The organism is Streptomyces sp. NPDC002742, from assembly GCF_042888885.1.
Classification (GTDB): domain Bacteria; phylum Actinomycetota; class Actinomycetes; order Streptomycetales; family Streptomycetaceae; genus Streptomyces.
In genome coordinates this window covers 245058-269895 of sequence record NZ_JBIAQF010000012.1, presented here as the reverse complement: position 1 = coordinate 269895, position 24838 = coordinate 245058, and the positions used below count along the sequence as shown (strand labels likewise).

Genomic DNA, 24838 nt, shown 5'->3' with positions numbered 1-24838 from the left:
GCATGCGGAGGTAATGATCGGCTGGCGTGAGGAGGCACACGCATGGCGCAGGAGCCGAGGCGGGACGAGGGCGGGGAACCGCAGGACGACTGCCTGTTCTGCAAGATCGTGGCGGGGCACATCCCGGCGACGCTGGTGCGCGAGAGCGACACGACGGTGGCGTTCCGCGACATCAACCCGCAGGCACCGACCCACATCCTGGTGATCCCCCGGGTGCACTACCCGGACGTGGCCTCCCTGGCCGCGGCCGAACCCGCCGTCGCCGCGGACCTGTTGCGGGAGGCGGGCGAGATCGCGGCCGAGGAGAAGCTGGAGAGCTACCGCATCGTGTTCAACACGGGCAGCGGTGCCGGACAGACCGTCTTCCACGCGCACGCCCACATCCTGGGCGGCCGCGGCATGCAGTGGCCGCCGGGATAACCGGCCTTGTCCGCACGTGAACTGGTGGTCCTCGGCACCGCCAGCCAGGTCCCGACCCGGCACCGCAACCACAACGGCTATCTGCTGCGCTGGGACGGCGAGGGTCTCCTCTTCGACCCCGGCGAGGGCACCCAGCGCCAGATGCTGCGCGCCGGGGTCGCCGCGCACGACCTGCACCGCATCTGCGTCACCCATTTCCACGGCGACCACGCGCTCGGACTCGGCGGGGTGATCCAGCGCATCAACCTCGACCGCGTACCGCACGAGGTGACCGCGCACTACCCGCTCTCCGGACAGCACTTCTTCGAGCGGCTGCGGTACGCCACCGCCTACCGTGAGACGGCCCGGCTCACCGAGGCGCCGGTCGGGGACGACGGCGTCCTCGCGACGACCCCCGCGTACACCCTTGAGGCGCGCAGGCTCTCCCACCCCGTCGAGTCCTTCGGGTACCGGCTGGTCGAACCGGACGGGCGGCGGATGCTGCCGGAGCGGCTCGCCGAGCACGGGATCAAGGGGTCCGACGTCGGGGTGCTGCAACGGGAGGGCTCGCTGCGGGGTGTCACGCTGGACGACGTCAGCGAGGTGCGGACGGGACAGCGGTTCGCGTTCGTCATGGACACCCGGCTGTGCGAGGGCGTGGACGCGCTCGCCGAGGGCTGCGACCTGCTCGTCATCGAGTCGACCTTCCTCGACGGGGACCATCAACTCGCCTCGGACCACGGGCATCTGACAGCCGGTCAGGCGGGCCGGGTGGCCAAGGAGGCGGGCGTACGGCACCTGGTGCTCACCCACTTCAGCCAGCGCTACTCCGATCCCGACGAGTTCGAGCGCGAGGCCCGCGCGGCGGGGTTCGACGGGGAGCTGACGGTGGCGCACGACCTGGTGAGAGTGCCGGTCCCGAAGCGGCACTGAGAACGGCGCGGAGAGCGACGGTGTGCCGGGAAGGTGCCGGTTTCGGTGGGCCCGGGGATCGACCGTACGATGCTTCGATGTCCCTCCCCAAGGCTGAACTGCACCTCCACATCGAAGGCACCCTCGAACCCGAGCTGGCCTTCGCGCTCGCGGCGCGCAACGGCGTCACGTTGCCGTACGCGGACACCGAAGAGCTGCGCAAGGCGTATCTCTTCGACGACCTCCAGACCTTCCTGAACCTGTACTACGAGCTCATGGCCGTCCTGCGGACCGAAGCCGACTTCGCCGACCTGGCCGACGCCTATCTCGCCCGGGCCGCCGCGCAGGGCGTGCGGCACGCGGAGATCTTCTTCGACCCGCAGGCGCACATCGCCCGGGGCGTGCCGATGGGGACGGTCGTCGAGGGGCTGTGGCGGGCGCTCGGACGGAGCGAGGAGACCCACGGCGTCTCCACCCAGCTGATCATGTGCTTCCTGCGCGACGAGTCCGCCGAGTCCGCCATGGACACCCTGGAGGCCGCGAAGCCCTACCTCGACCGGATCACCGGCATCGGCCTCGACTCCGCCGAGGTCGGCCATCCGCCGGTCAAGTTCCGCGCGGTGTACGAGGCCGCCGCCGAGCTCGGTCTGCGGCGCGTCGCGCACGCCGGCGAGGAGGGGCCGCCCGCCTACATCACCGAGGCGCTCGACGTACTCGGCGTCGAGCGCATCGACCACGGGCTGCGCTGCATGGAGGACCCGGAGCTCGTCGAACGGCTGGTCCGGGAGCGTGTTCCGCTGACCCTCTGCCCGCTGTCGAACGTACGGCTGCGCGCCGTGGACGTCCTGGCGGAGCACCCGCTGCCCGCCATGCTGGACGCCGGACTCCTGTGCACGGTCAACTCCGACGACCCCGCCTACTTCGGCGGTTACGTCGGCGACAACTTCCATGCGGTACGCGAGGCCCTCGGTCTCGGCGAGGAGCGGCTGCGGGAGCTGGCGCGCAACTCCTTCGAGGCGTCCTTCCTGGAGCACGACGAGGAGCGCCGGGCCCGGTACATCGCCGAGGTCGACGCGTACGAGTTCGCGTAAGCGGGCGAGGGCCCGTACGCCCGTCGACTCCTTCGCCCGCCCGTCCGCCCGTCCGCCCGGACGGGCGACGGATGGGACGGGCGGACGGGGGGCGGGCGTCAGACGGTCACGGGCCCCGGCGCGGACGCGGTGGCCGCCGGGTGCCGGGGCCCCGCCGTGCCGTACGCCGCCCGCTGGGCGGGTACGCCTTCCAGGGGGAACCCCACGACGTCCGCCACGGCGGCCTCCGCGAGGGCGGTGTCCACGACCGGGACCGGCGCCGCGGAGACCTCCACGACCGGGATCTCCGCGAAGTGGCCGACCGCTGCCGGGATCTCGGCGGACGGGGCGTGCGCGGCCGGGGTCTGCGCCACGGGGTTGCTCGCGGCCGGCATCTCCAGGACCGGCATCTCCAGGACCACCGGCAGCCCCAGGACCGGCAGCTCCACGGCGGGCCTCTCCACGGCGGGCCTCTCCACGTCGGGGATCTCCAGGGCGGGCCTCTCCATGACGGGGATCCCGGCGATCTGGGTGGTGCGCCGCGGGCGCAGGGCCACCAGGGTCATCGGGACGCCGACCAGCAGCAGACCGGCCGCCAGGACCGTTCCCATCGCCGGGTAGCCAGCCCGCGCGGACAGCAGGCTGCCGGTGAGCGGGCCGCACGCCGTGCCGAGCGAGGACGCGGAGCCGACGAGGACCGCCCACCGGCCGCGCCGGTCCATGGACGCGGCGAGGCCGATCACGTACGACAGCACGACCGGGTACAGCGCGTTCCAGGCGATCTCGCCCGCCGCGAAGGACGTCAGATCGGTGGCCGCCGCGCTCAGCGCGATGCAGCCGGCGATCAGCGCCGTGCCCAGACCGATCGGCAGCGCCCGGCCGAGCCGCGGGCCGAGGGCGCCCGCCCCGATGGTCCCGAGCAGTCCGGCGCCGAGCGCCACCGCGAAGACCGCGCCGACCTCGACCTCGGTGAGGCCCGCCTGGGTCAGACCTATCCGGCCGCTCACGCCCCACAGGGAGTTCTGCGCGAGGGACCAGAAGAGCATCGCCCCGGCGAGGAGCAGGCCGGAGCGGCGGTGCGGGAGCGGGGTGGCGGTGCGCAGGGTGTGCGCCGCCGGTGTGCGCGCGGGGAGGCGACCCGTCAGGGACAGTGCGAGCAGCGCGGTGCAGGCGATCGCGGCGAGCGGGACACCGTGCGCCGGGCCCAGATGGGGGATCGTCAGATACAGCGCGCCCGCGAGGCCTGAGACGCCGAGCAGACCCAGGGCGGTGACCCGGTGCGGATCGTGCCGGCCGGCGATTCCGGTCGCGGCGACCGCGGTGGCCGTACCGGAACCGAAGCCGCCGACGATCGCGCCGACGACCACGAGAGGGACGGCCGTCGAGAGCGCGGCGGTGCCGTAGCCGAGGGCCGCGAGGAGCAGGCCCGCGCGGGCCAGCCTGCGCGGGCCGAAACGGTCGACGCGGGAGGCGAGCAGGAAGCCGGCCGAGGCCGAACCCAGCAGCAGGACACTGCCGACGGCTCCGGCCTGGGTGGCCGACAGCGGGAGGCCCGCGTCGAGCCGGCCGACGGTGGTGGGGAGCAGATACGCGGCGAGGTACCCGGCCGTGAAAAGGGCGACGAGGGGCCAGGGCGTGGGGGTGCGGGCGGACACGGGCGTTCCCAGGGCAGGCGAGAGCGGCTCAAGAAGAGGGGGAGGGGGCGGCTGTCGACGGACAGGAACGCGCGGGCAATTTGTATCAAGGTGGGGGGTCCGCGAAGAAGGCATAGCGGTGTGATCTGGGGCACTCTTCGTTTGGGGTGGGGGCGTCGGGGTAGGGAGCCCACTTTTCGAGGCTGGGGAGCCGGGCGGCTGCCGGTGCCGTGCGTACCGGCGAGGTGCCGTGCGTACCGGCGAGGCGCCAGGACGGGCACAGGCGGACGCGGGGACAAGGGCGAGCACGGGCGTGGGGACGGGGACAGGGGTCTCCGGGCCCGGAGACGGCGACGGGCAGTCGGTGACGTGCCCCACCCGCACCACGGGCCACGGCCGCCCCGGCGTGACCCACGGCCTCGCGCGGCCGATGTGGTGCACACTGGCCAGAACCGGACCACCCCAGGGAGCGCACCGTGATCAACGGCGAGGGACCGTTCCGTCAGGCCCATGTCGACCCGCTCGCCGGGCTGCGCACCGCCGAGGACCCGCCCTGGGACGTCTACCTCACGGGAACCGTCTTCCTGGACATCATCTTCACCGGGCTCGACTCCGCCCCCGTTCGCGGCACCGAGTCCTGGGCGCGCGGCATGGGTTCCAGCCCCGGCGGGGTCGCGAACATGGCGACGGCCCTCGCCCGGCTGGGCCTGAAGACCTCCCTCGCCGCCGCCTTCGGGGACGACCACTACGGGGAGTACTGCTGGGACGCCCTGGAGCAGGGCGAGGGCATCGATCTGGCGCCGTCGCGGACCGTGCCCGGCTGGCACTCGCCGGTCACCGTGTCGATGGCGTACGAGGGCGAGCGGACCATGGTCAGCCACGGGCACGAGCCGCCGCACGAGGAGCCCGCCCCGGACTGCCCGCCGCGGGCGCGTGCCGCCGTCGCCTCGCTGACCCCGGGCATCCGCGCGCCCTGGATCGCGCAGGCCGCGAGCCGGGGCACCCGGATCTTCGCGGACGTCGGCTGGGACGACACCGGTCGCTGGGACCTGGCGGGGCTCGCCGATCTGAGGCACTGCGAGGCGTTCCTGCCGAACGCCGAGGAGGCCATGCGGTACACCGGCGCCGACTGCCCCCGCGCGGCGGCGCACGCGCTGGCCGAGCACGTACCGCTGGCGGTCGTCACCCTCGGCTCCGACGGCGCCTACGCCGTGGACGGCCGCTCCGGGGAGAGCGCCGAGGTCCCGGCGATCGCCGTCGAGGCGCTGGATCCCACCGGAGCGGGCGACGTCTTCGTCGCCGGATTCGTCATGGGGACCCTGGCCGACTGGCCGCTCGCCGACCGTCTCGCCTTCGCCGGGCTGACCGCCGCGCTCTCCGTCCAGGAGTTCGGCGGATCGCTGTCGGCGCCCGGCTGGTCGGAGATCGCAGCCTGGTGGCGCAAGGTCCATTCGGTCGACGCCCAGAACCCGGCGGCCCTGAGCCGGTACGCCTTCCTGGAGGGCCTGCTCCCGGAGGTCACCCGCCCCTGGCCGCTGCGCCGGGCGGTGCCGACGATCGGTTTCGGCCGCTCTGCGTGAGGTCGCCCGGTCGAGGCCGCCCGTCGGCGAGGTACCTGATCGTGAGGCCGTCCGATCCCTCGGTCGACGGGTCCTCAGGCCACGTCGCCTCCGCACGTCCCGGCGCGTCCTCAGGTCACGACCTCGTGACCTGAGGAAAAGCCCTACGGCTCCGTGAGTGCCGCGACGTACGCTGGGAACGCAAGGCTGCCCGTGTGGCAAGCGTGCCGACCGAGGAGGATACGCAGGCCTACAGAGCCGGCCCATGACTCAGACACCCACAGCTCACGGCCCCGCTCAGGGGCAGGCGCGCGCGCACTTCACCGTCCCGGCCAAGCACCCCATGGTGACTGTTCTGGGTTCCGGAGACGCCCTGCTGCGCGTGATCGAGAAGGCCTTCCCGGCGGCCGACATCCACGTCCGGGGAAACGAGATCAGTGCGGTCGGCGACGCCGGTGAAGTCGCTCTCGTCCAGCGCCTGTTCGACGAGATGATGCTGGTGCTCCGCACGGGGCAGCCCATGACGGAGGACGCAGTGGAACGCTCGATCGCCATGCTCAGGGCGAGCGAGAACGGGGAGGGCGACGGCCAGGAGACTCCGGCCGAAGTGCTCACGCAGAACATCCTGTCCTCGCGAGGCCGCACGATCCGCCCCAAGACGCTCAACCAGAAGCGCTACGTCGACGCCATAGACAAGCACACCATCGTGTTCGGCATCGGCCCCGCCGGTACCGGCAAGACGTACCTCGCCATGGCGAAGGCCGTCCAGGCGCTCCAGTCCAAGCAGGTCAACCGGATCATCCTGACCCGCCCGGCGGTCGAGGCCGGCGAGCGGCTCGGCTTCCTGCCCGGCACGCTCTACGAGAAGATCGACCCGTACCTGCGCCCGCTGTACGACGCCCTGCACGACATGCTCGACCCGGACTCGATCCCGCGCCTGATGGCGGCGGGCACGATCGAGGTGGCGCCGCTGGCGTACATGCGCGGCCGCGCGCAGCCGCGATTCACGAACGTCCTGACGCCGGACGGCTGGCGGCCTATCGGCGACCTGCAGGTAGGTGACCTCGTCGTCGGCTCGAACGGCGAGCCGACCCCGGTCCTTGGTGTCTACCCGCAGGGCGAGAAGGACATTTACCGCGTCACCGCCCAGGACGGCTCCTGGACCCTGTGCTGCGGCGAGCACCTGTGGACCGTGCGCACGGCTTCGGACAAGCGCCGCGACAAGCCGTGGAGGGTCCTGGAGACGAAGGAGATGATCGGCAACCTGCGTGCGGCGCACGCGCGCCGCTACGAGCTGCCGATGCTCACCGCACCGGTCGGTTTCCCCGAGCGTGAGGTCCCCATGGATCCGTACGCGCTGGGGCTGCTGCTGGGCGACGGCTGTCTGACAGGGTCCACCACCCCTTCCTTCGCGACGGCGGACCCGGAACTGGCCGAAGCTCTGGAAGCCGCGCTCCCGGGTGTCGCTCTGCGGCACAAGGGCGGGCCCGACTACGTCCTCAACCGGATCAAGAGCCCTGGCGATGTCGTCACTCTGGAGAATCCGGTGACCCGGATCCTGCGTGAGACGGACCTGCTGCGTACTCGCTCGCACTCCAAGTTCGTCCCGGACGACTATCTGCAGAACTCCGTCGAAGTGCGGCTGGCCGTTCTCCAGGGTCTCCTCGACTCCGACGGCGGCCCGGTCACCCAGGCGGACCGCACCTGCCGCATCCAGTACACGACGACGTCGATCCTGCTCCGCGACGACGTGATCTCCCTGGTGCAGTCGCTCGGCGGCGTGGCGTACACCCGCCGCCGGACGGCCGAAGGCCGAAAGCCCGGCAGGGCCCGTGGCCGTGACGTTCCCTTCAACCGGGACGCCCACATCATCGACATCCGCCTCCCCGAAGGCATCGAGCCCTTCCGCCTCGCACGCAAGCGCGACAAGTACCTCGCGGCCGGAGGCGGCGGACGCCCCATGCGCTTCATCGACTCCATTGAGCCCGCGGGCCGGGAGGAGGCCGTCTGTATCCAGGTCGCGGCCGAGGACTCGCTGTACGTCACACAGGATTATTTGTTGACGCACAACACTCTCAACGACGCGTTCATCATCCTGGACGAGGCCCAGAACACGAGTGCCGAGCAGATGAAGATGTTCCTCACCCGGCTCGGCTTCGACTCGAAGATCGTGGTCACCGGTGACGTGACGCAGGTCGACCTGCCGAGCGGTACGAAGTCGGGTCTGCGGCAGGTCCAGGACATCCTGGAGGGTCTCGACGACGTCCACTTCTCGCGGCTCACGTCCCAGGATGTCGTCCGGCACAAGCTGGTCGGCCGTATCGTCGACGCGTACGAGAAGTACGACAGCGAGAACGGCACCGAGAACGGCTCGCACAAGGGCCGGGGCCACAAAGGGAAGTAGACCAGCACCGCCATGTCGATCGACGTCAACAACGAGTCCGGAACCGAGGTCGACGAGCAGGCGATCCTCGACATCGCCCGCTACGCGCTCGCGCGGATGCGCATCCACCCGCTCTCCGAGCTCTCGGTGATCGTCGTGGACACCGATGCCATGGAGCAGTTGCACATCCAGTGGATGGACCTGCCGGGACCGACGGACGTCATGTCCTTCCCGATGGACGAACTGCGTCCGCCGTCGAAGGACGACGACGAGCCGCCGCAGGGACTGCTCGGCGACATCGTGCTCTGCCCCGAGGTCGCCGAGCAGCAGGGCAAGGACGCTCCGACGCAGCACACCATGAACGAGGAGCTCCAACTCCTCACCGTCCACGGCGTGCTGCACCTGCTCGGCTACGACCACGAGGAAAACGACGAGAAGGCCGAGATGTTCGGCCTGCAGGCCGCCATCGTGGACGGCTGGCGTGCGGAGAAGGGCATCACGGGTCCGTCTCCGGCCCCGACCGTGTCATGAGCCCACAGTTGGTCATAGGTGCCATCACCCTGGTCGTCGTCGCCTGGCTCGCCGCCTGCGCGGAGGCGGGCCTCGCGCGCGTCTCCAGCTTCCGCGCCGAGGAGGCGGTCCGCAGCGGCCGTCGGGGCAGCGCCAAGCTCGCGCAGGTCACCGCGGACCCGACGCGCTATCTGAACGTGGCGCTGCTGGTCCGCGTGGCCTGCGAGATGGCGGCCGCCGCGCTCGTCGTCTTCGCCTGCCTGAAGGAGTTCGACCGGACCTGGCAGGCCCTCGCGGTCGCCATCGCCGTGATGGTCCTCGTGTCGTACGTCGCGGTCGGCGTCTCACCGCGCACCATCGGCCGCCAGCACCCCTTGAACACCGCGACGGCCGCCGCGTACGTCCTGCTGCCGCTGGCCCGGATCATGGGCCCGATCCCGCCGCTGCTGATCCTGATCGGCAACGCGCTCACACCCGGCAAGGGCTTCCGGCGCGGCCCGTTCGCCTCCGAGGCGGAGCTGCGGGCGATGGTCGACCTCGCCGAGAAGGAGTCCCTCATCGAGGACGACGAGCGCCGCATGGTGCACTCCGTCTTCGAACTCGGCGACACCCTCGTGCGCGAGGTCATGGTGCCCCGCACGGACCTCGTCGTCATCGAGCGCTACAAGACCATCCGGCAGGCCCTCACCCTGGCCCTGCGCTCGGGCTTCTCGCGCATACCCGTCACCGGCGAGAACGAGGACGACATCGTCGGGATCGTCTACCTCAAGGACCTGGCCCGCAAGACCCACATCAGCCGGGACGCCGAGTCCGAGCTGGTGTCCACGGCCATGCGCCCGGCCGCCTTCGTGCCCGACACCAAGAACGCGGGCGACCTGCTGCGCGAGATGCAGCAGGAGCGCAATCACGTCGCCGTCGTCATCGACGAGTACGGCGGCACGGCCGGCATCGTCACCATCGAGGACATCCTCGAGGAGATCGTCGGCGAGATCACCGACGAGTACGACCGCGAACTGCCGCCCGTCCAGGAGCTCGGCGACGACCGCTTCCGGGTGACCGCCCGTCTCGACATCGGCGACCTTGGCGAGCTGTACGGCTTCGAGGCCTACGACGACGAGGACGTGGAGACCGTCGGCGGCCTGCTCGCCAAGGCGCTGGGACGGGTCCCCATCGCCGGTGCCTCCTCGGTGGTCGAGCTGCCCGACGGACGCGAGCTGCGGCTGACCGCGGAGGCCGCGGCAGGCCGCCGGAACAAGATCGTCACGGTCCTGGTGGAGCCGGTCGGACCGGCCGGGCAGCCTCAGGAGGAGAAGCAGGAGTGACTCCGCAGCAACTGCGCGCGTTCTGTCTGTCCTTCAACGCGACCGTCGAGGACTTCCCGTTCAACCCCGAGACCTCGGTCTTCAAGGTGCTGGGCAAGCTCTTCGCCCTGACGAACCTGGACGGGCGCCCGCTCAAGGTCAACCTGAAGTGCGACCCGCAGGACGCGATCCGGCTGCGCGAGCAGCATCCGGAGCTGATCATCCCCGGCTATCACATGAACAAGCGGCACTGGAACACGGTGACCGTCGACGGCGAGCTTCCGGACCGCCTGGTCCGGGAGCTCATCGAGGATTCGTACGATCTCGTCGTGGCCGGTCTGCCGCGGGCCGAGCGGCTGCGCCTCGACCGTCCCTGACGGCAGGCGGGCCCGTACCCCGCCGCGGGCCGAGGTATCCGGTGGGCGGGGGTGACCCTTCGGCCGGGGCGCGCACCGGGACTTCGTATGCTCTGGTCATGACCGACAGCAGCGCGCTCGACCCCGAGGACCGCAAGATCGTCACCCTGGCCCGTTCCGCGCGGGCCCGCAACGGTGTGCCCGAGGGCGCCGCCGTACGCGACGAGACGGGGCGTACCTACGTCGCCGGGACCGTGGAGCTGGAGTCCCTGCGGCTGAGCGCCCTGCGGACGGCCGTGGCGATGGCAGTGGCGTCCGGGGCGAAGTCCCTGGAGGCGGCGGCCGTGGTCTCCGAGGCGGCGGCCGTCACGGACGAGGACCGCGCGGCCGTACGCGATCTCGGCGGGCCCGCGACGCCGGTGCTGCTGGCCGGGCTGGACGGTGTCGTACGCCTGACGGTGGCGGCGGGCTGACCCCTGCGGGGCGCCGGGCGGCGGTCAAGGTGACCGCGGGCCGACGCCGACGGTGCGGGCGGGCCGAGAAGCTTCCGCCCGCCCTTGTACGTGAGGACGGCCCGGAGACCGGGCCGTCCTCACGTTCTTCAGGGGCGGGGAGGTTCCTCAGAAACCGAGCTTGCGCAGCTGCCGGGGGTCGCGCTGCCAGTCCTTGGCGACCTTCACATGGAGGTCGAGGAAGACCGGCGTGCCGAGCAGTGCCTCGATCTGCTTGCGGGACTTGATGCCGACGTCCTTCAGGCGCTTGCCCTTGGGGCCGATGATGATGCCCTTCTGGCTGGGGCGCTCGATGTAGACGAAGGCGTGGATGTCGAGGAGCGGCTTGTCGGCGGGGCGGTCCTCGCGCGGCAGCATCTCCTCGACCACGACGGCGATGGAGTGCGGAAGCTCGTCGCGGACGCCCTCCAGGGCGGCCTCGCGGATCAGCTCCGCGATCATGACCTGCTCCGGCTCGTCCGTCAGGTCGCCCTCGGGGTAGAGGGCGGGCCCCTCCGGCAGCAGCGGGACGATCAGGTCGGCCAGCAGACCCACCTGCGAGTCGCCGACCGCCGACACCGGCACGATCTCGGCCCACTCGAACCCGAGCTCCCGGCCGAGCTGGTCGATCGCGATGAGCTGCTCGGCGAGGGTCTTGCTGTCGACGAGGTCGGTCTTCGTGACGATCGCGATCTTCGGCGTCTTCTTGATCGACGCCAGTTCCTTCGCGATGAAACGGTCACCCGGGCCGAGCTTCTCGTTCGCGGGCAGGCAGAAGCCGATCACGTCGACCTCGGCCCAGGTGGTGCGGACGATGTCGTTGAGCCGCTCGCCCAGCAGGGTGCGCGGTTTGTGCAGGCCAGGGGTGTCGACGAGGATCAGCTGCGCGTCGGGCCGGTGCACGATGCCCCGCACGGTGTGCCGTGTGGTCTGCGGCTGGTTCGCGGTGATCGCCACCTTCTGGCCGACCAGAGCGTTCGTGAGGGTGGACTTGCCCGCGTTGGGGCGGCCCACGAAACAGGCGAAGCCGGCGCGGTGGTTCCCCACTGCCTCGGACGGCTCGGATGACTGGTTGCGAACGCTCATGGCGCCCATTCTCCCTGATCGTCGGGCGCCTGCCGTACCAAGCTGTTCGATACCGCGGAGGCGGGCATTCCGACACCCGCGCCCGGGGTGCCGGGACTCGCCCGCCGGGCGTTCACATGCCGGGCGCCACACAGCTCATCCGTGAGGATTCGGAAATCACGGCGCAATGAAACACATCGGAAACGCTGGTGTGCGCAACCAGAAATGCGCGCCCATGACGCTCTGACGACGCCCCCACCCCGTTGGAGAGACCGTGACTCTGGCCGCTGCCCGGATCGACACCGGCGACACAGCCTGGCTGCTCGCCGCCACCGCGCTCGTCCTCCTGATGACGCCCGGCCTCGCCCTGTTCTACGGCGGCATGGTCCGCGCGAAGAGCGTGCTCAACATGCTCATGATGAGCTTCGTCTCGATCGCCCTGGTGACGGTGGTCTGGCTGACGGCCGGATATTCCCTGGTGTTCGGCCAGGACGGGTTCGGCGGGCTCATCGGCGACCTGCGGCACGCGGGGATGGCCGGGCTCGGGCCGGACAGCGTGCAGGGCAGCGTCCCCACCCTGCTCTTCGCCACCTTCCAGCTCACCTTCGCGATCATCACCGCCGCGCTGATCAGCGGGGCGGTCGCCGACCGGGCGAAATTCGGGGCCTGGCTCGTCTTCGTGCCCGTCTGGGCGCTGCTCGTATACGTTCCCGTCGCGCACTGGGTGTGGGGCCCCGGCGGCTGGATCCGCGACGGTCTCGGCGCGCTCGACTTCGCGGGCGGTATGCCGGTCGAGATCACCTCGGGCGCCTCCGGGCTCGCGCTGTGCCTGGTCCTCGGGCCCCGGCTCGGCTTCAAGAAGGACGCCATGCGCCCGCACAACCTGCCCATGGTGATGCTCGGCGCCGGTCTCCTCTGGTTCGGCTGGTTCGGCTTCAACGCCGGGTCCGCCCTCGGCGCCAACGGTCTGGCCGCCGCGGCCTTCCTCAACACCCTCACCGCCGGCTGCACGGGCCTGCTCGGCTGGCTCCTCGTCGAGCAGCGGCGCGACGGCCACCCGACCACGCTGGGCGCCGCCTCGGGCGCGGTCGCCGGTCTGGTGGCCATCACCCCGTCCTGCGGGTCGGTGTCCCTGCTGGGCGCGCTCGCCGTGGGGCTCGCCGCCGGCGTCGTCTGCTCGTACGCCGTGAGCTGGAAGTTCAAGCTGAACTACGACGACTCGCTGGACGTCGTCGGCGTCCACCTGGTCGGCGGCGTCATCGGCACCCTGCTCATCGGGGTCTTCGCGGTCCACGGGATGACGGGCGGGATCGAGGGGCTGCTGTACGGCGGCGGCCTCGGCCAGCTCGGCCGGCAGCTGGTCGGCGTGCTGGCCGTCGGGTCGTACGCGTTCGGCGCCACGTACGGCATCGGCAGGCTGCTCGACCGGCTGATCGGCCTGCGCGCGGACGAGGAACACGAGCAGACCGGCCTGGACCTTACGGTGCACGCCGAGAGCGCCTACGATCACGGGGTCCTGGGCCACGGCGCCCCGGTGTCGTCGTCCCTTCCCACCGCGCAGAAGGCCAAGTCCCAGGCATGAAGCTCATCACCGCCGTCGTCAAGCCGCACCGCCTCGACGAGGTCAAGACCGCCCTGCAGGAGCTCGGTGTGCACGGGCTGACCGTCACCGAAGCCAGCGGGTACGGGCGTCAGCGCGGGCACACCGAGGTGTACCGCGGCGCCGAGTACCGCGTCGACCTGGTCCCCAAGGCCCGGATCGAGGTCGTCGTCGAGGACGCGGTGGCCGACGCGGTCATCGACGCGGTGGTGAAGGCCGCGCAGACCGGGAAGATCGGGGACGGAAAGGTGTGGTCCGTACCCGTGGAGACGGTCGTACGGGTACGGACGGGCGAACGCGGGCCCGACGCGCTCTGATCGTCACCACCGCCGCCGCGGTGACCGCGGCTCCCGTCACCGCGGCCACCAGCCATGGAAGCGCGAGGAACGACACGCTCGCCGACTCCCGGGTGCCCGGCGCGCTGGCCGTCAACGTCACGTCTCCCCAGTCGAGTTGGGGCGCGCCGTGCCAGGGCGCGGTGAGCCGCACCCGCTGGCCGGGCAGCAGTTCCGAGGGGATGCCCGCCAGGTCGCGGGACGCCAGGGTCCGCCCGAAGAGGCCCTCGGCCTTCAGCCGCACCTTCGGGTTCAGGGTCACGTTGCCGGTGTTGTGGAGCGTGTACGAGACGGTGGCCGCGGAGGCGCCCGTGCCGGGGATCAGCGGCTGGTGGTGGGTGAGGCGGACCTTCTCGACGGCGAGGGCGGGAACGGTGGGCCCGCCGACCCGGAGGTAGACCCGGGCGGCCACGGCTCGTCGCACCCCGACCGACAGGGAGCCCGAGCCGGTCTCGATCCGTTCGTCGAGCGCCACCAGCGCGCCCGGATGGTCGCCGGGCTCCGCCCGCTCCGGGACGTGGAGCGTGAACGGCACGGTGACCTCGCCGTGCGCGGGCACCGTGACCCGGGAGCGGGCGGGCCGGGCCCAGGCCCCCACCCCACGCTGTGCCTCCTTCAGCGTGCGCACGGCGAAACCGCCGTCGCGCGCGGTGTTGTAGGCGTCGGCCGCGTACAGCCGGAAGGTCAGCGGACCGCCGGTCTTGTTGGCGACGGTGACCTTGTCCCGGAGGGTCTGGCCGGGGTCGGCGGAGAGGTAGAAGTAGGGCCGCGCGGCGATGCGCGAGGACACGGGGTAGACCGACCAGCTCCCGTTGTCGGCCGCGTACGAGGGAGTCGCCAGGAAGGCGGAGAGGGCCAGCAGGGCAGGGAACAGGCTCAGGAGGAGGGCGTACGGCTTGCGCATGGGTGCGGACCCCCGCGGACGGCATGGGCGGACGAGGTGGACGGGCGGGTGCGCGCCCGGCCACCGGGGTGCGGACGGACCGGTCGAGTGGCGGACCGGTCAGCTGAGCGTCAGCGTGAGCACACCGGAGTAGGAGCCGGGGGGCGTGAACTCCGGTACGTTCAGCGACAGTCCGGCGTCGACGGTGAACTCACCACCGGTGAGCGTCCCGTTGGGGGTGGACGCCAGTGTCGCCCCCGAGGTGCCCACCGCGCCGGACGAGCCGGCCTGGCAGGTGCTCGGGCTGCCGGCCTTGGTGGCGCAGGCCGGGGTCCAGCTCAGGGCACCGGCACCGATCTTCGCTCCGGGGCCGGTGAAGTCGGTGACCTTGCCGGTCAGGGACCAGCCCGCGGGTCCGCCGCGGAAGTCCTTGACCGTCACCGTCCGCAGGGCGCCCGTGGAGGCACCGCCCTTGCCGTAGTCGACCGCCGAGAGCGCGACGGCGTCCCCGGCCTGGGTCATCGACAGCGTTCCCGCCTTCACCGTGGTGGTGAGTTTCTGACTGCCGTCCGGGACGGGCGTGTTGTCGATGACGACGTACGCGGCGGGACCCGCTCCGGTGTCCGCGTTCCAGCTCCCTCCCTCGTACGCGACCACGCCGGTCGTCGTCTTGTCGTTGACGACGAGCGAGCCGCTGAAGGAACCCTGGGCGTTCGCGGTCACGGTCGCGGTGTCGGCGGTCTGGGTGGCCCCGGCCCGTCCGGCGAGGGTGACCGTGGCGCCCGGGGTGAAGTCGCTGCCGGTGACGGTCACGCTGTCACCGGGGTTCCCGGAGGCCGAACCGAGCTGGATGGCCCGGGTGTTGGTCTGTCCGCCACCGGTCGCGGTGACCGTCTCCGACACCGGGGCGGGCGGGGTGATGACCGTGCACGGGGTGTCCAGCTCCATGATGTAGCTGGTGTGGATGTTGTAGTCGCCCGGCGACAGGGTGATCGCGCCGGGCGCGGTGACGGTGAACGTGCCCGTCATGCTGAACGACGGGAAGGCGCCTTTGCCGGGCACCGGGTCGTTCTTCTTGGGACCGGCGACGGTGACGTTTCCGGTCTGCGCGCCGCCCAGCGCTACCTTGCCGGTGGGGGTCATGATGTCGGCCGGCAGTGCGATGTCGACGGGGTTGCTGGCGGCGGGTGTGACCACCGTGTAGGTCACGGTGACCGTGTCGCCGACCTTCGGACTCGCGTTGTCCACCGTGATTTTCGCGGTGGTGGTGCCGTCGATCGGCGGGAGGCCCGCGATCGCCGGCGGGATGCAGTGCGTGGCGAAGTCCACGTTCGTGGGAGCGGCTCCGGCCGGGGCGGCCAGCGCGCCTCCCGCGGTGAGCGCGAGTACGGTCGCCCCGAGCAGTGCCGCGAGGCGGCGTCTTCGGGTTGTCGGACCCGTGGTTGACATGGTTGTAGCCCCCTCCTGAGGGATGCGGGCGCAGCGGCTCGTCTGCGCCGACAGGGGGCCATTGATGTGCGGGCCGTGCGAGAAGTCAATGGAGTCCCGGCGCAGTGACTGATGGGCCATCAGTTTCTGTCATGATCGTTGAACGGGGTGCCTGCCGGGTCGCCAACCCGGTTCACCCGCTGGGGAGTTGCCGGAGGGCCGGTGCCGCTGCGCGCGGGCGGCACCGGCCCTCGTCACGTCATGGCGCGGTCGGTCAGTCGAAGACGAACGGGCCAGGGGACTGCGGCGCGTCCGCCGTGCAGGTGATGGTGATGCCGAAGACCACCATCTTCAGGGAGCCGCCGTAGGTCTCCAGGCTGTCGCCGGAGGCGACGGTGCCGTCGAGGGGGCCCACCGAGACTCCGCCGCCCGCGGCGATCGCGGGGTTCTTCTTGCCGCTGAAGGCGGTGGTCCCGCCGCTCGCGTTCACCAGGGTCAGCGTGGAGGTGACCGAGTTCGCGGCGAGGGGGAGCGGGGACGTGATGGTGGTGGAGCTGAGGGTGATGGTCGCGGCCGTGCCGTCCTGGGTGGCCGTGAGGGTGGCCGCACCGCCGCCACCGAGGGTGCAGGTCGCGTTGATGGTTGCCGTCTGGGGAGTGACGGCCGCGGCGGTCGGCGCGAAGGCCAGACCGGTCACGGCGAGGGTGCCGGCGGCTAACGCCGCGACGGTTCCGAGTCGCTTGCCTCTCATCGAAATCCCTTCCCTTGTGGGGAATTGCCATGTGGGGATGGTCGGGACGGAACCGTCCGCCCAGGTCCGGGCACACGGGCTTCTCACCTCTGTGCTCGGTGAGGGTGCGGGGAGACGTGTACGCGGACCGTCCGCGCGTGGGGTGCGGGACGCCGTGCGGAGGCGTATCTGACGGTCCGTCGGAACGTGCGGTCCCATTGAGACGCGGGTGCCTCACGATTGCAAGGGAAGCGGACCCTTTCCTTCAACGGTTGTGAAAAGTGGCCGAAGTTGGACCCGGGTGCGGGCCGGGAGTGGGCCACGTTCGGGGGTCGCCGCAGTCCGGCCTCCGGTGTCGTGCCTCGGCACACCAAGTGGACGTGCGGGTTGTGGGCGACCTGGCGACCCGTTCACACGTCGGGGTTCGGATTCCGGCGTGGTGACGTACTCGTGGGGCTTGCCCGAGCGTCCGGGCCCGTGGGACCCCGAGGCGCCCGGCCCCCATCAAGTCCCCGGCTCGGCGATCAAGGCCGTGGCCACGCGCCGGAAGCCGAGCCGGCCGTAGATCCGGGCCACGTCGTCGTCGCCGGCGGACAGGAAGACCGTGTCGACGCCCCGCGTCCGGGCGTCGGCCACCAGGGCGGCGGTCACCGCGAGGGCCAGCCCGCGCCGCCGCGCGGCGGGCAGGGTACCGACGCCCGCGACCTCGCTCACCCCACCGACGGGCAGATGCATTCCGGAACTGAGCACCACGCCGCCCTCGACGGCCGCGGCCACCACCGTGCGGCCCGCGCGGACGCGCTCGGCGGCGGCGGGCAGATCACCGGCCCGGGCGGTGATCTCAGCGGCGAGCTCGGCGGGTCCGGCGGTGCCGAGGGCCGTGCCGGGCGCCGCGAACGCCACGTGCGGGACCGCCAGCGCACCGGCCAGGGACGGCGCCATCCAAGACGACCGTCCCACCGGAGTCACCCGATTTCGGACCGGCTCAGTCCACCCCCTTGATCCGCCCCACCAGCACCGCCCCCGCGAGGCCGATCACCGCCGCGACCAGGTACAGGACCCGGTAGCCGCCCAGGTACGTCACGATCGGGGCCGCCAGTACGGGGGCCGCGACCTGGGGGAGGGCGTTGGCGATGTTGATGACGCCGAGGTCCTTGCCGCGGTCGAGGGCCTTCGGCAGGACGTCGGTCATCAGGGCGAAGTCGACGGAGGTGAAGACGCCGAAACCGATGCCGAGGACGGCCGCGGCGGTGATCGCGCCGGGCCAGGTCTGCCAGCCCGCCAGTACCGCCGTGGCCACCGCCATCAGGACGCCGGACCAGATCACGAACGGCTTGCGGCGGCCCAGCCGGTCCGACCACACGCCGCCCACCACGACCGTGGCCAGCAGCGTGACCCCGTTCACCGCCGTGAGGACCAGGACCCCCTGCTCGGGGTCGCCGTAGTGCAGCCGGTCGCGCAGGTAATAGAGCAGATACAGCAGCACCAGGGCGTTGCTGAGGTTGATCAGGAAGCGGGTCAGCCAGGCCCACGCCAGGTCGGGGTGCTCGCGCGGGCTCAGCCGGAAGGAGGCGAGGAACGCGCGCCCGGACCAGGGCGGGCGGGCCGACACCGGCAGGCGCAGGTCCGGGTAGCGGAGGACATAGGGCAGGACGCCGACCAGGGTGAACACCGCGCACGCCGCGTACCCGCCACCGGTGCCCCCGGCCACCGTCGCGAGTCCCGTGCCGCCCACCACACCGAGGATCTGGGCCGCGCCCAGCCAGCCGCCCACGGAACCGCGCTGGAGCCGTGGCACCCGGTCGGGGACGGCGGCGGTGACGGCGGCGAACGCGGCGTTCAGGGTGAGCTGGACCAGGCACCAGCCCGCCGCCATCGTCCACACGCCGCCCGCGCCCGCGAGGAGCAGCAGGGACAGCGCTCCGCCGGCCGCCCCGGCCACGATCCACGGCGTACGGCGGCCCCGGCGCGCGGTCGTACGGTCGGACAGCGCGCCGAAGAGCGGGTTGGCGATCAGCGAGACGACCGCGCCCGCACCCGTCACCCACGCCAGCATCGCCTCCTTGGACATGCCGGTGCCGGGCGCGAAGTCCTCCGCCTGGGAGGCGAGGAGGATCTGCAGGGGGCCGTACCAGCCCACCCAGATCGCCCCGTTGGCGAGCGAGAGCGCGGAGGTCCAGCCCCGGCCGACCCGCAGGGTGGGCTCGGCGAGGGCGGCCACGGGTATGACCGGGTGGTCGGCCGCGGTCATCTCTGCGCCCGCAGGGCGTCCCGCAGCCAGTTGTACGAGGCCTTCGGGGTCCGCTTCAGCGTGTCGAAGTCGACGTGCACGAGACCGAAGCGGCGCGCGTACCCCTCAGCCCACTCGAAGTTGTCCATCAGCGACCAGACGAAGTAGCCGCGTACGTCCACGCCCTGCTCCAACGCCCGGTGCAGCGCCCGGAGATGACCGTCCAGGAAGGCGATCCGCTCCTGGTCGTCGATGCCGTCGTAACTGCAGCCGTTCTCGGTGATGACGACGGGCGGGAGCCTGTCGCCGTAGCGCTCGCGGAAGCCGGTCAGCAGCTCGGTGAGACCCTCGGGCACCACCGGCCAGCCGAAGTCGGTGACCGGGTAGCCCTCCAGTTCCTTGACGGTGAAGGGCAGTTCGGCGGGCAGCGTGAGTCCGCTGAACTCGATCTCCGCGCCCTCGGGAGCGCCCACCTTCGTCGGCTGGTAGTAGTTGATCCCGTACCAGTCGACCGGCTCGCCGATGATCTTCAGGTCCGCCTCGACGTCGCCGGGCATCAACTCGCCGATGCCTTCCGGGTACCGCCCCAGCAGGACGGGATCGGCGAACAGGCGGTTGAGCAGCAGGTCGTAGAAGTCGGCCGCCTCCACGTCCTCGGTACGGTCCGAGGCCGCCCAGGTCGGGCCGTGCGAGTTGGCGATCCCGATGTCGTCGGCGCCGGCCGCGCGCAGGGCCCGTACGGCGAGACCGTGGGCGAGGAGCTGGTGGTGGGCCACCGGCAGCGCGTCGAACAGGAGCTGCTTGCCGGGGGCGTGCGCGCCGAGCGCGTGGCCCAGCAGGGTGTGCTCGGCGGGCTCGTTGAGAGTGATCCACTTCTTGACGCGGTCCCCGAGGCGTCCGGCGACGACCGAGGTGTACTCGGCGAACCGCTCGGCGGTGTCCCTGTCCAGCCAGTCGAGCTCCGCCGGCAGGTCCCAGTGGAAGAGGGTCGGCACGGGCCGTATACCGGCGGCGCACAGGGCGTCGACAAGCCGGTCGTAGAAGTCGAGGCCGCCGGGGGAGTTCACCCGGGGCCAGGAGACCGAGAAGCGGTACGCGTCCACGCCGAGGCCGGCGAGGAGTGCCACGTCCTCGGGGTAGCGGTGGAAGTGGTCGCAGGCCACCGCCGCCGTGGAGCCGTCCTTGATGTGTCCGGGCCCGGCGCTGAAGGCGTCCCACACCGAGGGGTCGCGTTCGTCCACGGCCCCCTCGATCTGGTGGGCCGAGGTGGACACGCCCCAGAGGAAGCCGGACGGGAACTGCGGGAGGGGGATCGTCGCCATGCGCGCGATCATCTGTACCGGCGGTAACGGAAGTCAACGGTTCGGCGTGACCGCTTTCGGCGCCCTCCGTCAGGCGTCCTCCGGCAGAGGCCGTGAGGCGTCCTCCGTCAGGCGTCCTCCGCCAGAGACCGTGAGGCGTCCTCCGTCAGGCGTCCTCCGCCAGAGACCGTGAGGAGCCCTCCGTCAGGCACCCTCCTTCAGCACCCGCGAGATCAGTTCGCGCTGGTCCTCCGTGAGTCTCGGGTCGGCGGCGTAGACCGTCTTCCCGTCCACGGTGATCCGGTAGCTGAAGCCGTCCGGGACGCCGGCCGGGGGCGTGCCCCGCCCGGCCGCGAGCGCCCGCTCGGCCAAGGCCTGCCATTCGGCGGCGTCGGGCCGTGCCGAGGTGTCCACCTCGGCACGGCGCTCGATGCCGGCGAATCCGCCCGTGCGCCGCACTTCGATACGCATGGGTCCTGTCTAGTACGAGTCGGGCGCCCGGGGCCAGGCCTTCGGGCCGCGGGTCCGGGACTTACGGGACCCGGGCTGCCGGTCCGGGACTGCCGGTCCGCCCGGGGCTACGCGGACGGGACTCCGACCTGTTCCCAGGCCTTCGTCACGGCCTGCAGTTCCTCCCCCTCGTTGTACCGGGTCCGCGCCGCGGCGAGCGTGAGCCGGGCGAAGTCCGAGAAGAGGGCCTGCTCGGGCAGTTCGCCGCCGGTGAGGACGTCGTACCAGATCTGTCCGGCCCGCTCCCACGCGTGGCCGCCGAGGGCCGTGGCGACGAGGTAGAAGGCGTGGTTGGGGATGCCGGAGTTGATGTGGACGCCGCCGTTGTCGCGGCCCGTGCTGACGTAGCCGTCCATCGTCCCGGGCTGCGGGTCCTTGCCGAGGACCTGGTCGTCGTACGCGGTGCCCGGCTCCTTCATGGAGCGCAGGGCGGTGCCCGTGATCCGCGGGGCGAGCAGGCCCGCGCCGATCAGCCAGTCGGCCTCGGCGGCGTTCTGGCCGAGCGTGTACTGCTTGATCAGCGAGCCGAAGACGTCCGACATGGACTCGTTCAGGGCGCCCGGCTGGCCGAAGTAGGTGAGGTTCGCCGTGTACTGGGTGACGCCGTGGGTCAGCTCGTGGCCGATGACGTCGACCGGGATGGTGAAGTCGAGGAAGATCTCGCCGTCGCCGTCGCCGAACACCATCTGCTCGCCGTTCCAGAAGGCGTTGTTGTAGTTCGTGTCGAAGTGCACGGTCGCGTCGAGCGGCAGGCCCTCGCCGTTGATCGAGGTGCGGTGGTAGGCGTTCAGGTAGAGGTCGAAGGTCGCGCCGAGCCCCGCGTACGCGCGGTTGACCGTGGCGTCCTTGCCCGGCTTGTCGCCCTCGCCGCGGACCTTCTTGCCGGGGAGGTCCTGCCGGTGGCGGGCGTCGTAGATCGTGCGGTGCGGCGCGTGCTCGTCGGCCCCCGCGGGCGCGGGCACGGCCGGTGCGCCGAGGACGGTGGTCAGCCGCCGGTGGGTGCGCTCGTACGCGTCGCGCTCCAGGGTCTGGCGCGCGGGACCGGAGAGCGCCGGGTCCTCGTGCCTGGCGAGCTTGTCGAGGACGTGGGGCGGCACGATGGTGCAGTGAACGGGCTCGAAGCCCCCGTTGGTCGTCATGCCCGGCACCCTTGCACTGAGTGACTTGTATGTCACTACATGCAACCATGATTGGTGAAATGCGGAGATAAGGAGCCTGGGATTCCGCCTGGAAGTGGTATGGCGCACTTTTTGTACCTTTTGGTGGGCGTGATCCCGCATACTGATACAGCCCTCCGTACGGAGCGAGGCTCCGCTAGGCTGCGGAGCATCATGCGTTTCGGGCTGCTTCTCCTTAGCTGCCGCGGCGAGGGCCTGTAGTCGAGGCCGACCCCCTCCCCGCGGAGTCTGGCGTTGCGCCGTCGGCCGTCCTTTCGGACATCCTGAGGAGCCTACGCATCATGGCGAACAGCCACAGCAGCCAGCCCACGCGCCCGAACCGTCAGCGGCCCACGTCGATGCCGGTCCACAAGTACGGCCAGTACGACCAGGTCGACATCCCCGACCGCGACTGGCCGAACAACCGGATCACCGTCGCCCCCCGCTGGCTCTCCACGGATCTGCGCGACGGCAACCAGGCACTGATCGACCCCATGTCGCCCGCGCGCAAGCGCGAGATGTTCGACCTGCTGGTGAAGATGGGCTACAAGGAGATCGAGGTCGGCTTCCCGGCGTCGGGCCAGACGGACTTCGACTTCGTCCGCTCGATCATCGAGGACGGGACCGCGATCCCGGACGACGTCACGATCTCCGTACTGACCCAGGCCCGCGAGGACCTGATCGAGCGGACCGTCGAGTCGCTGAAGGGCGCCAGGCGCGCCAACGTGCACCTGTACAACGCCACCGCCCCGGTCTTCCGCCGGGTCGTCTTCCGCGGCTCCAAGGACGACATCAAGCAGATCGCGGTCGACGGCACCCGCCTGGTCGTCGAGTACGCGGAGAAACTGCTGGGCCCCGAGACCGAGTTCGGGTACCAGTACAGCCCCGAGATCTTCACCGACACCGAGCTGGACTTCGCCCTGGAGGTCTGCGAGGCGGTCATGGACGTCTGGCTGCCCGGTCCGGGCCGCGAGATCATCCTCAACCTGCCCGCCACGGTGGAGCGTTCGACCCCCTCCACGCACGCGGACCGCTTCGAGTGGATGGGCCGTCACCTGTCCCGCCGCGAGTACGTGTGTCTGTCGATCCACCCGCACAACGACCGCGGTACCGCCGTCGCCGCCGCCGAGCTGGCGCTGATGGCCGGCGCCGACCGCGTCGAGGGCTGCCTGTTCGGCCAGGGCGAGCGCACCGGCAACGTCGACCTGGTCACCCTGGGCATGAACCTGTTCTCGCAGGGCGTCGACCCGCAGATCGACTTCTCCGACATCGACGAGATCCGCCGTACGTGGGAGTACTGCAACCAGATGGAGGTCCACGCGCGCCACCCGTACGTGGGCGACCTGGTCTACACGTCCTTCTCCGGCTCCCACCAGGACGCCATCAAGAAGGGCTTCGACGCGATGGAGGCCGACGCGGCCGCCAAGGGCGTCACCGTCGACGACATCGAGTGGGCCGTCCCGTACCTGCCCATCGACCCGAAGGACGTCGGCCGCTCCTACGAGGCCGTCATCCGCGTCAACTCGCAGTCGGGCAAGGGCGGTATCGCGTACGTCCTGAAGAACGACCACAAGCTGGACCTGCCGCGCCGGATGCAGATCGAGTTCTCGAAGATCATCCAGACGAAGACGGACGCCGAGGGCGGCGAGGTCACGCCGAAGGACATCTGGGCGGCCTTCCAGGACGAGTACCTGCCCAACCCCGGCAACCCGTGGGGCCGTATCCAGGTCAGGACCGGCCAGTCCACCACGGACAAGGACGGCGTGGACACGCTGACCGTCGAGGCCACGGTCGACGGCGCCGACACGGTCCTGAGCGGCACCGGCAACGGTCCCATCTCCGCCTTCTTCGACGCCCTGCAGTCCATCGGCGTCGACGTACGCCTCCTTGACTACCAGGAGCACACGATGAGCGAGGGTGCCTCCGCGCAGGCCGCGTCGTACATCGAGTGCGCGGTCGGCGACAAGGTCCTGTGGGGAATCGGCATCGACGCGAATACGACACGCGCCTCGCTGAAGGCCGTCGTCTCCGCCGTCAACCGCGCGGCCCGCTGACCTCGTTCACCTGGTTCTTTCCGGCCCCGTCCGCCTTTTCAGGCGGGCGGGGCCGTGTCGTGTCCCGGCCATTCCGTGTGCAGGTCACGAGCAGGTCTCGTCCTAGGTACTGACTACACCTCGACAATGTGGCTAACATCACGCCAGCGCGGCGATGTTGCCGTGTCGTTACGGAGGTGTGCGACGTGCTGCCAGGATGGGGACGAAACGGTCGTGCAGTTCAGGTTCCCCGCTTCCTGGGCACCCGTACCGCGTGGAGCACCGTCGGCGACGGGGAGTTCTTCTGCCCCGGCTGCGGCGGCGACCGCAACTACCAGCGGCTCGCGGGCCGACGCCGCTTCACCCTTCTGGGTGTTCCCGTACTCGCGCGCGGCGAGACGGGGCCCGTCGTCGAATGCGCCGCCTGCGGGCACCACTACGGCGCCGACGTCCTCGACCACCCCACCACCACCCGCTTCTCCGCGATGCTCCGCGACGCCGTCCACACCGTCGCCCTCGCGGTGCTCGCGGCGGGCGGCGGCTGTGCCCGCGCGTCCCTGGAGACCGCGGCAGCGGCCGTCCGCGCGGCCGGCTTCGACGACTGCACTCAGGACCAGCTCGGCGCCCTCGTCGAGGCCCTCGCCGCCGACACGGGCCGCTTCTTCGGCGAGCCCTGCGGGGCGAGCCTGGCCATAGAACTGCACGAGGCCCTGGACCCGCTGGCCCCGCACCTCGCCCCGACGGGCCGTGAGGCGATCCTCCTCCAGGGCGCCCGCATCGCCCTCGCCGACGGCCCGTACACCCCCGCCGAACGGGACGTCCTCGCCACCGTGGGCGCGGCCCTGACGATCTGCTCGGACGACGTGACCCGCCTCCTGGCCACGGCCCGGACACCGTCGTAGGCCCCGCCTCCCGGCGTCGGCGCGGAGGCCCGGAGGCCGTCGTAGTCCC

Annotated in this window: 22 protein-coding genes and 1 pseudogene; 13 read left to right on the top strand and 10 right to left on the bottom strand. The window is 71.3% G+C overall.

The annotated features are described in order from the left end of the window. Window positions 1–42: 42 nt before the first annotated feature. The 3 genes from ACFYW8_RS23445 to ACFYW8_RS23435 all read left to right on the top strand — a co-directional run bounded on the left by ACFYW8_RS23445 (window position 43) and on the right by ACFYW8_RS23435 (window position 2402). Window positions 43–420, top strand: a complete 378-nt coding sequence (locus ACFYW8_RS23445) for a histidine triad nucleotide-binding protein (protein ID WP_389079253.1) — start codon at window positions 43–45, stop codon at window positions 418–420. 6 nt (window positions 421–426) lie between these two features. Beyond that, window positions 427–1332, top strand: a complete 906-nt coding sequence (locus ACFYW8_RS23440; RefSeq protein ID WP_389079249.1) for a ribonuclease Z — start codon at window positions 427–429, stop codon at window positions 1330–1332. Window positions 1333–1409: 77 nt separating this feature from the next. Then, on the top strand, window positions 1410–2402 hold the full coding sequence (locus ACFYW8_RS23435; RefSeq protein ID WP_389079246.1) for an adenosine deaminase: 993 nt from the start codon (window positions 1410–1412) through the stop codon (window positions 2400–2402). A 98-nt stretch (window positions 2403–2500) separates the two neighbouring features. Here the strand turns inward: ACFYW8_RS23435 and ACFYW8_RS23430 are convergent, their stop codons facing one another. Continuing rightward, entirely contained in the window at window positions 2501–4036 is a 1536-nt protein-coding gene (locus ACFYW8_RS23430) for an MFS transporter (protein ID WP_389079242.1), read from the bottom strand. 455 nt (window positions 4037–4491) lie between these two features. On the opposite strand from ACFYW8_RS23430, the gene ACFYW8_RS23425 reads away from it, so the two are divergent. From ACFYW8_RS23425 to ACFYW8_RS23400, 6 genes are all read left to right on the top strand, one after another. Then, window positions 4492–5595 (top strand): PfkB family carbohydrate kinase, encoded by a 1104-nt coding sequence (locus ACFYW8_RS23425; protein WP_365871255.1) that lies wholly within the window; start codon window positions 4492–4494, stop codon window positions 5593–5595. Window positions 5596–5839: 244 nt separating this feature from the next. Then, window positions 5840–7978 carry a PhoH family protein gene (locus ACFYW8_RS23420; RefSeq protein WP_389079236.1) on the top strand — a complete coding sequence of 713 codons (2139 nt, stop codon included), beginning with the start codon at window positions 5840–5842 and terminating at the stop codon, window positions 7976–7978. 12 nt (window positions 7979–7990) lie between these two features. Further along, window positions 7991–8488, top strand: a complete 498-nt coding sequence (gene ybeY / locus ACFYW8_RS23415) for an rRNA maturation RNase YbeY (RefSeq protein WP_389079232.1) — start codon at window positions 7991–7993, stop codon at window positions 8486–8488. Beyond that, window positions 8485–9789, top strand: coding sequence for a hemolysin family protein (locus ACFYW8_RS23410; RefSeq protein ID WP_389079228.1), 1305 nt, complete (start codon window positions 8485–8487; stop codon window positions 9787–9789). The genes ybeY and ACFYW8_RS23410 overlap by 4 nt, the downstream gene beginning before the upstream one ends. Next, window positions 9786–10145 (top strand): MmcQ/YjbR family DNA-binding protein, encoded by a 360-nt coding sequence (locus tag ACFYW8_RS23405; RefSeq protein ID WP_389079223.1) that lies wholly within the window; start codon window positions 9786–9788, stop codon window positions 10143–10145. The genes ACFYW8_RS23410 and ACFYW8_RS23405 overlap by 4 nt, the downstream gene beginning before the upstream one ends. Window positions 10146–10243: 98 nt before the next feature. Beyond that, window positions 10244–10597: a cytidine deaminase gene (locus tag ACFYW8_RS23400; RefSeq protein WP_365871245.1), complete on the top strand. Its 354-nt coding sequence runs from the start codon at window positions 10244–10246 to the stop codon at window positions 10595–10597. Between the two features lie 147 nt (window positions 10598–10744). On the opposite strand, the gene era is transcribed toward ACFYW8_RS23400, so the two are convergent. Continuing rightward, window positions 10745–11710, bottom strand: a complete 966-nt coding sequence (gene era, locus ACFYW8_RS23395) for a GTPase Era (protein WP_261702641.1) — start codon at window positions 11708–11710, stop codon at window positions 10745–10747. A 244-nt stretch (window positions 11711–11954) separates the two neighbouring features. Between era and ACFYW8_RS23390 the strand changes: the two genes are divergently transcribed. Together ACFYW8_RS23390 and ACFYW8_RS23385 are read left to right on the top strand one after the other, a co-directional pair. Next, the gene (locus ACFYW8_RS23390; protein ID WP_365871243.1) at window positions 11955–13262 is read left to right on the top strand and encodes an ammonium transporter; all 1308 of its coding nucleotides are present in this window, start codon (window positions 11955–11957) and stop codon (window positions 13260–13262) included. Next, window positions 13259–13597 carry a P-II family nitrogen regulator gene (locus ACFYW8_RS23385; RefSeq protein ID WP_365871241.1) on the top strand — a complete coding sequence of 113 codons (339 nt, stop codon included), beginning with the start codon at window positions 13259–13261 and terminating at the stop codon, window positions 13595–13597. The genes ACFYW8_RS23390 and ACFYW8_RS23385 overlap by 4 nt, the downstream gene beginning before the upstream one ends. On the opposite strand, the pseudogene ACFYW8_RS23380 reads toward ACFYW8_RS23385, so the two are convergent. From ACFYW8_RS23380 to ACFYW8_RS23345, 8 genes and pseudogenes are all read right to left on the bottom strand, one after another. Continuing rightward, window positions 13494–14519: pseudogene (locus ACFYW8_RS23380) on the bottom strand (WxL protein peptidoglycan domain-containing protein); the annotation flags it as partial. The gene ACFYW8_RS23385 and the pseudogene ACFYW8_RS23380 sit on opposite strands and share 104 nt — an antisense overlap. Before the next feature lie 99 nt (window positions 14520–14618). Beyond that, window positions 14619–15947, bottom strand: a complete 1329-nt coding sequence (locus tag ACFYW8_RS23375) for a beta-xylosidase (RefSeq protein WP_365871239.1) — start codon at window positions 15945–15947, stop codon at window positions 14619–14621. Window positions 15948–16200: 253 nt separating this feature from the next. After that, complete coding sequence (locus tag ACFYW8_RS23370; protein ID WP_389079212.1) at window positions 16201–16677, bottom strand: hypothetical protein; 477 nt, start codon at window positions 16675–16677, stop codon at window positions 16201–16203. Between the two features lie 483 nt (window positions 16678–17160). After that, window positions 17161–17598, bottom strand: a complete 438-nt coding sequence (locus tag ACFYW8_RS23365) for a GNAT family N-acetyltransferase (protein WP_389079208.1) — start codon at window positions 17596–17598, stop codon at window positions 17161–17163. A 43-nt stretch (window positions 17599–17641) separates the two neighbouring features. Next, window positions 17642–18907, bottom strand: a complete 1266-nt coding sequence (locus ACFYW8_RS23360) for an MFS transporter (protein ID WP_365871233.1) — start codon at window positions 18905–18907, stop codon at window positions 17642–17644. Continuing rightward, window positions 18904–20220 (bottom strand): GH1 family beta-glucosidase, encoded by a 1317-nt coding sequence (locus tag ACFYW8_RS23355; RefSeq protein WP_389079202.1) that lies wholly within the window; start codon window positions 20218–20220, stop codon window positions 18904–18906. Before ACFYW8_RS23355 ends, ACFYW8_RS23360 begins: the two co-directional genes overlap by 4 nt. Before the next feature lie 171 nt (window positions 20221–20391). Further along, window positions 20392–20658 carry a protealysin inhibitor emfourin gene (locus ACFYW8_RS23350; protein ID WP_389079198.1) on the bottom strand — a complete coding sequence of 89 codons (267 nt, stop codon included), beginning with the start codon at window positions 20656–20658 and terminating at the stop codon, window positions 20392–20394. Between the two features lie 107 nt (window positions 20659–20765). Continuing rightward, entirely contained in the window at window positions 20766–21836 is a 1071-nt protein-coding gene (locus ACFYW8_RS23345) for a M4 family metallopeptidase (protein ID WP_389079195.1), read from the bottom strand. 320 nt (window positions 21837–22156) lie between these two features. On the opposite strand from ACFYW8_RS23345, the gene leuA reads away from it, so the two are divergent. Together leuA and ACFYW8_RS23335 are read left to right on the top strand one after the other, a co-directional pair. Further along, complete coding sequence (gene leuA / locus ACFYW8_RS23340; RefSeq protein WP_389079191.1) at window positions 22157–23908, top strand: 2-isopropylmalate synthase; 1752 nt, start codon at window positions 22157–22159, stop codon at window positions 23906–23908. A 185-nt stretch (window positions 23909–24093) separates the two neighbouring features. Next, a complete protein-coding gene (locus tag ACFYW8_RS23335; RefSeq protein WP_365871223.1) occupies window positions 24094–24789 on the top strand; it encodes a TerB family tellurite resistance protein in 696 nt (231 codons plus the stop codon). The last annotated feature ends 49 nt before the right edge of the window (window positions 24790–24838 follow it).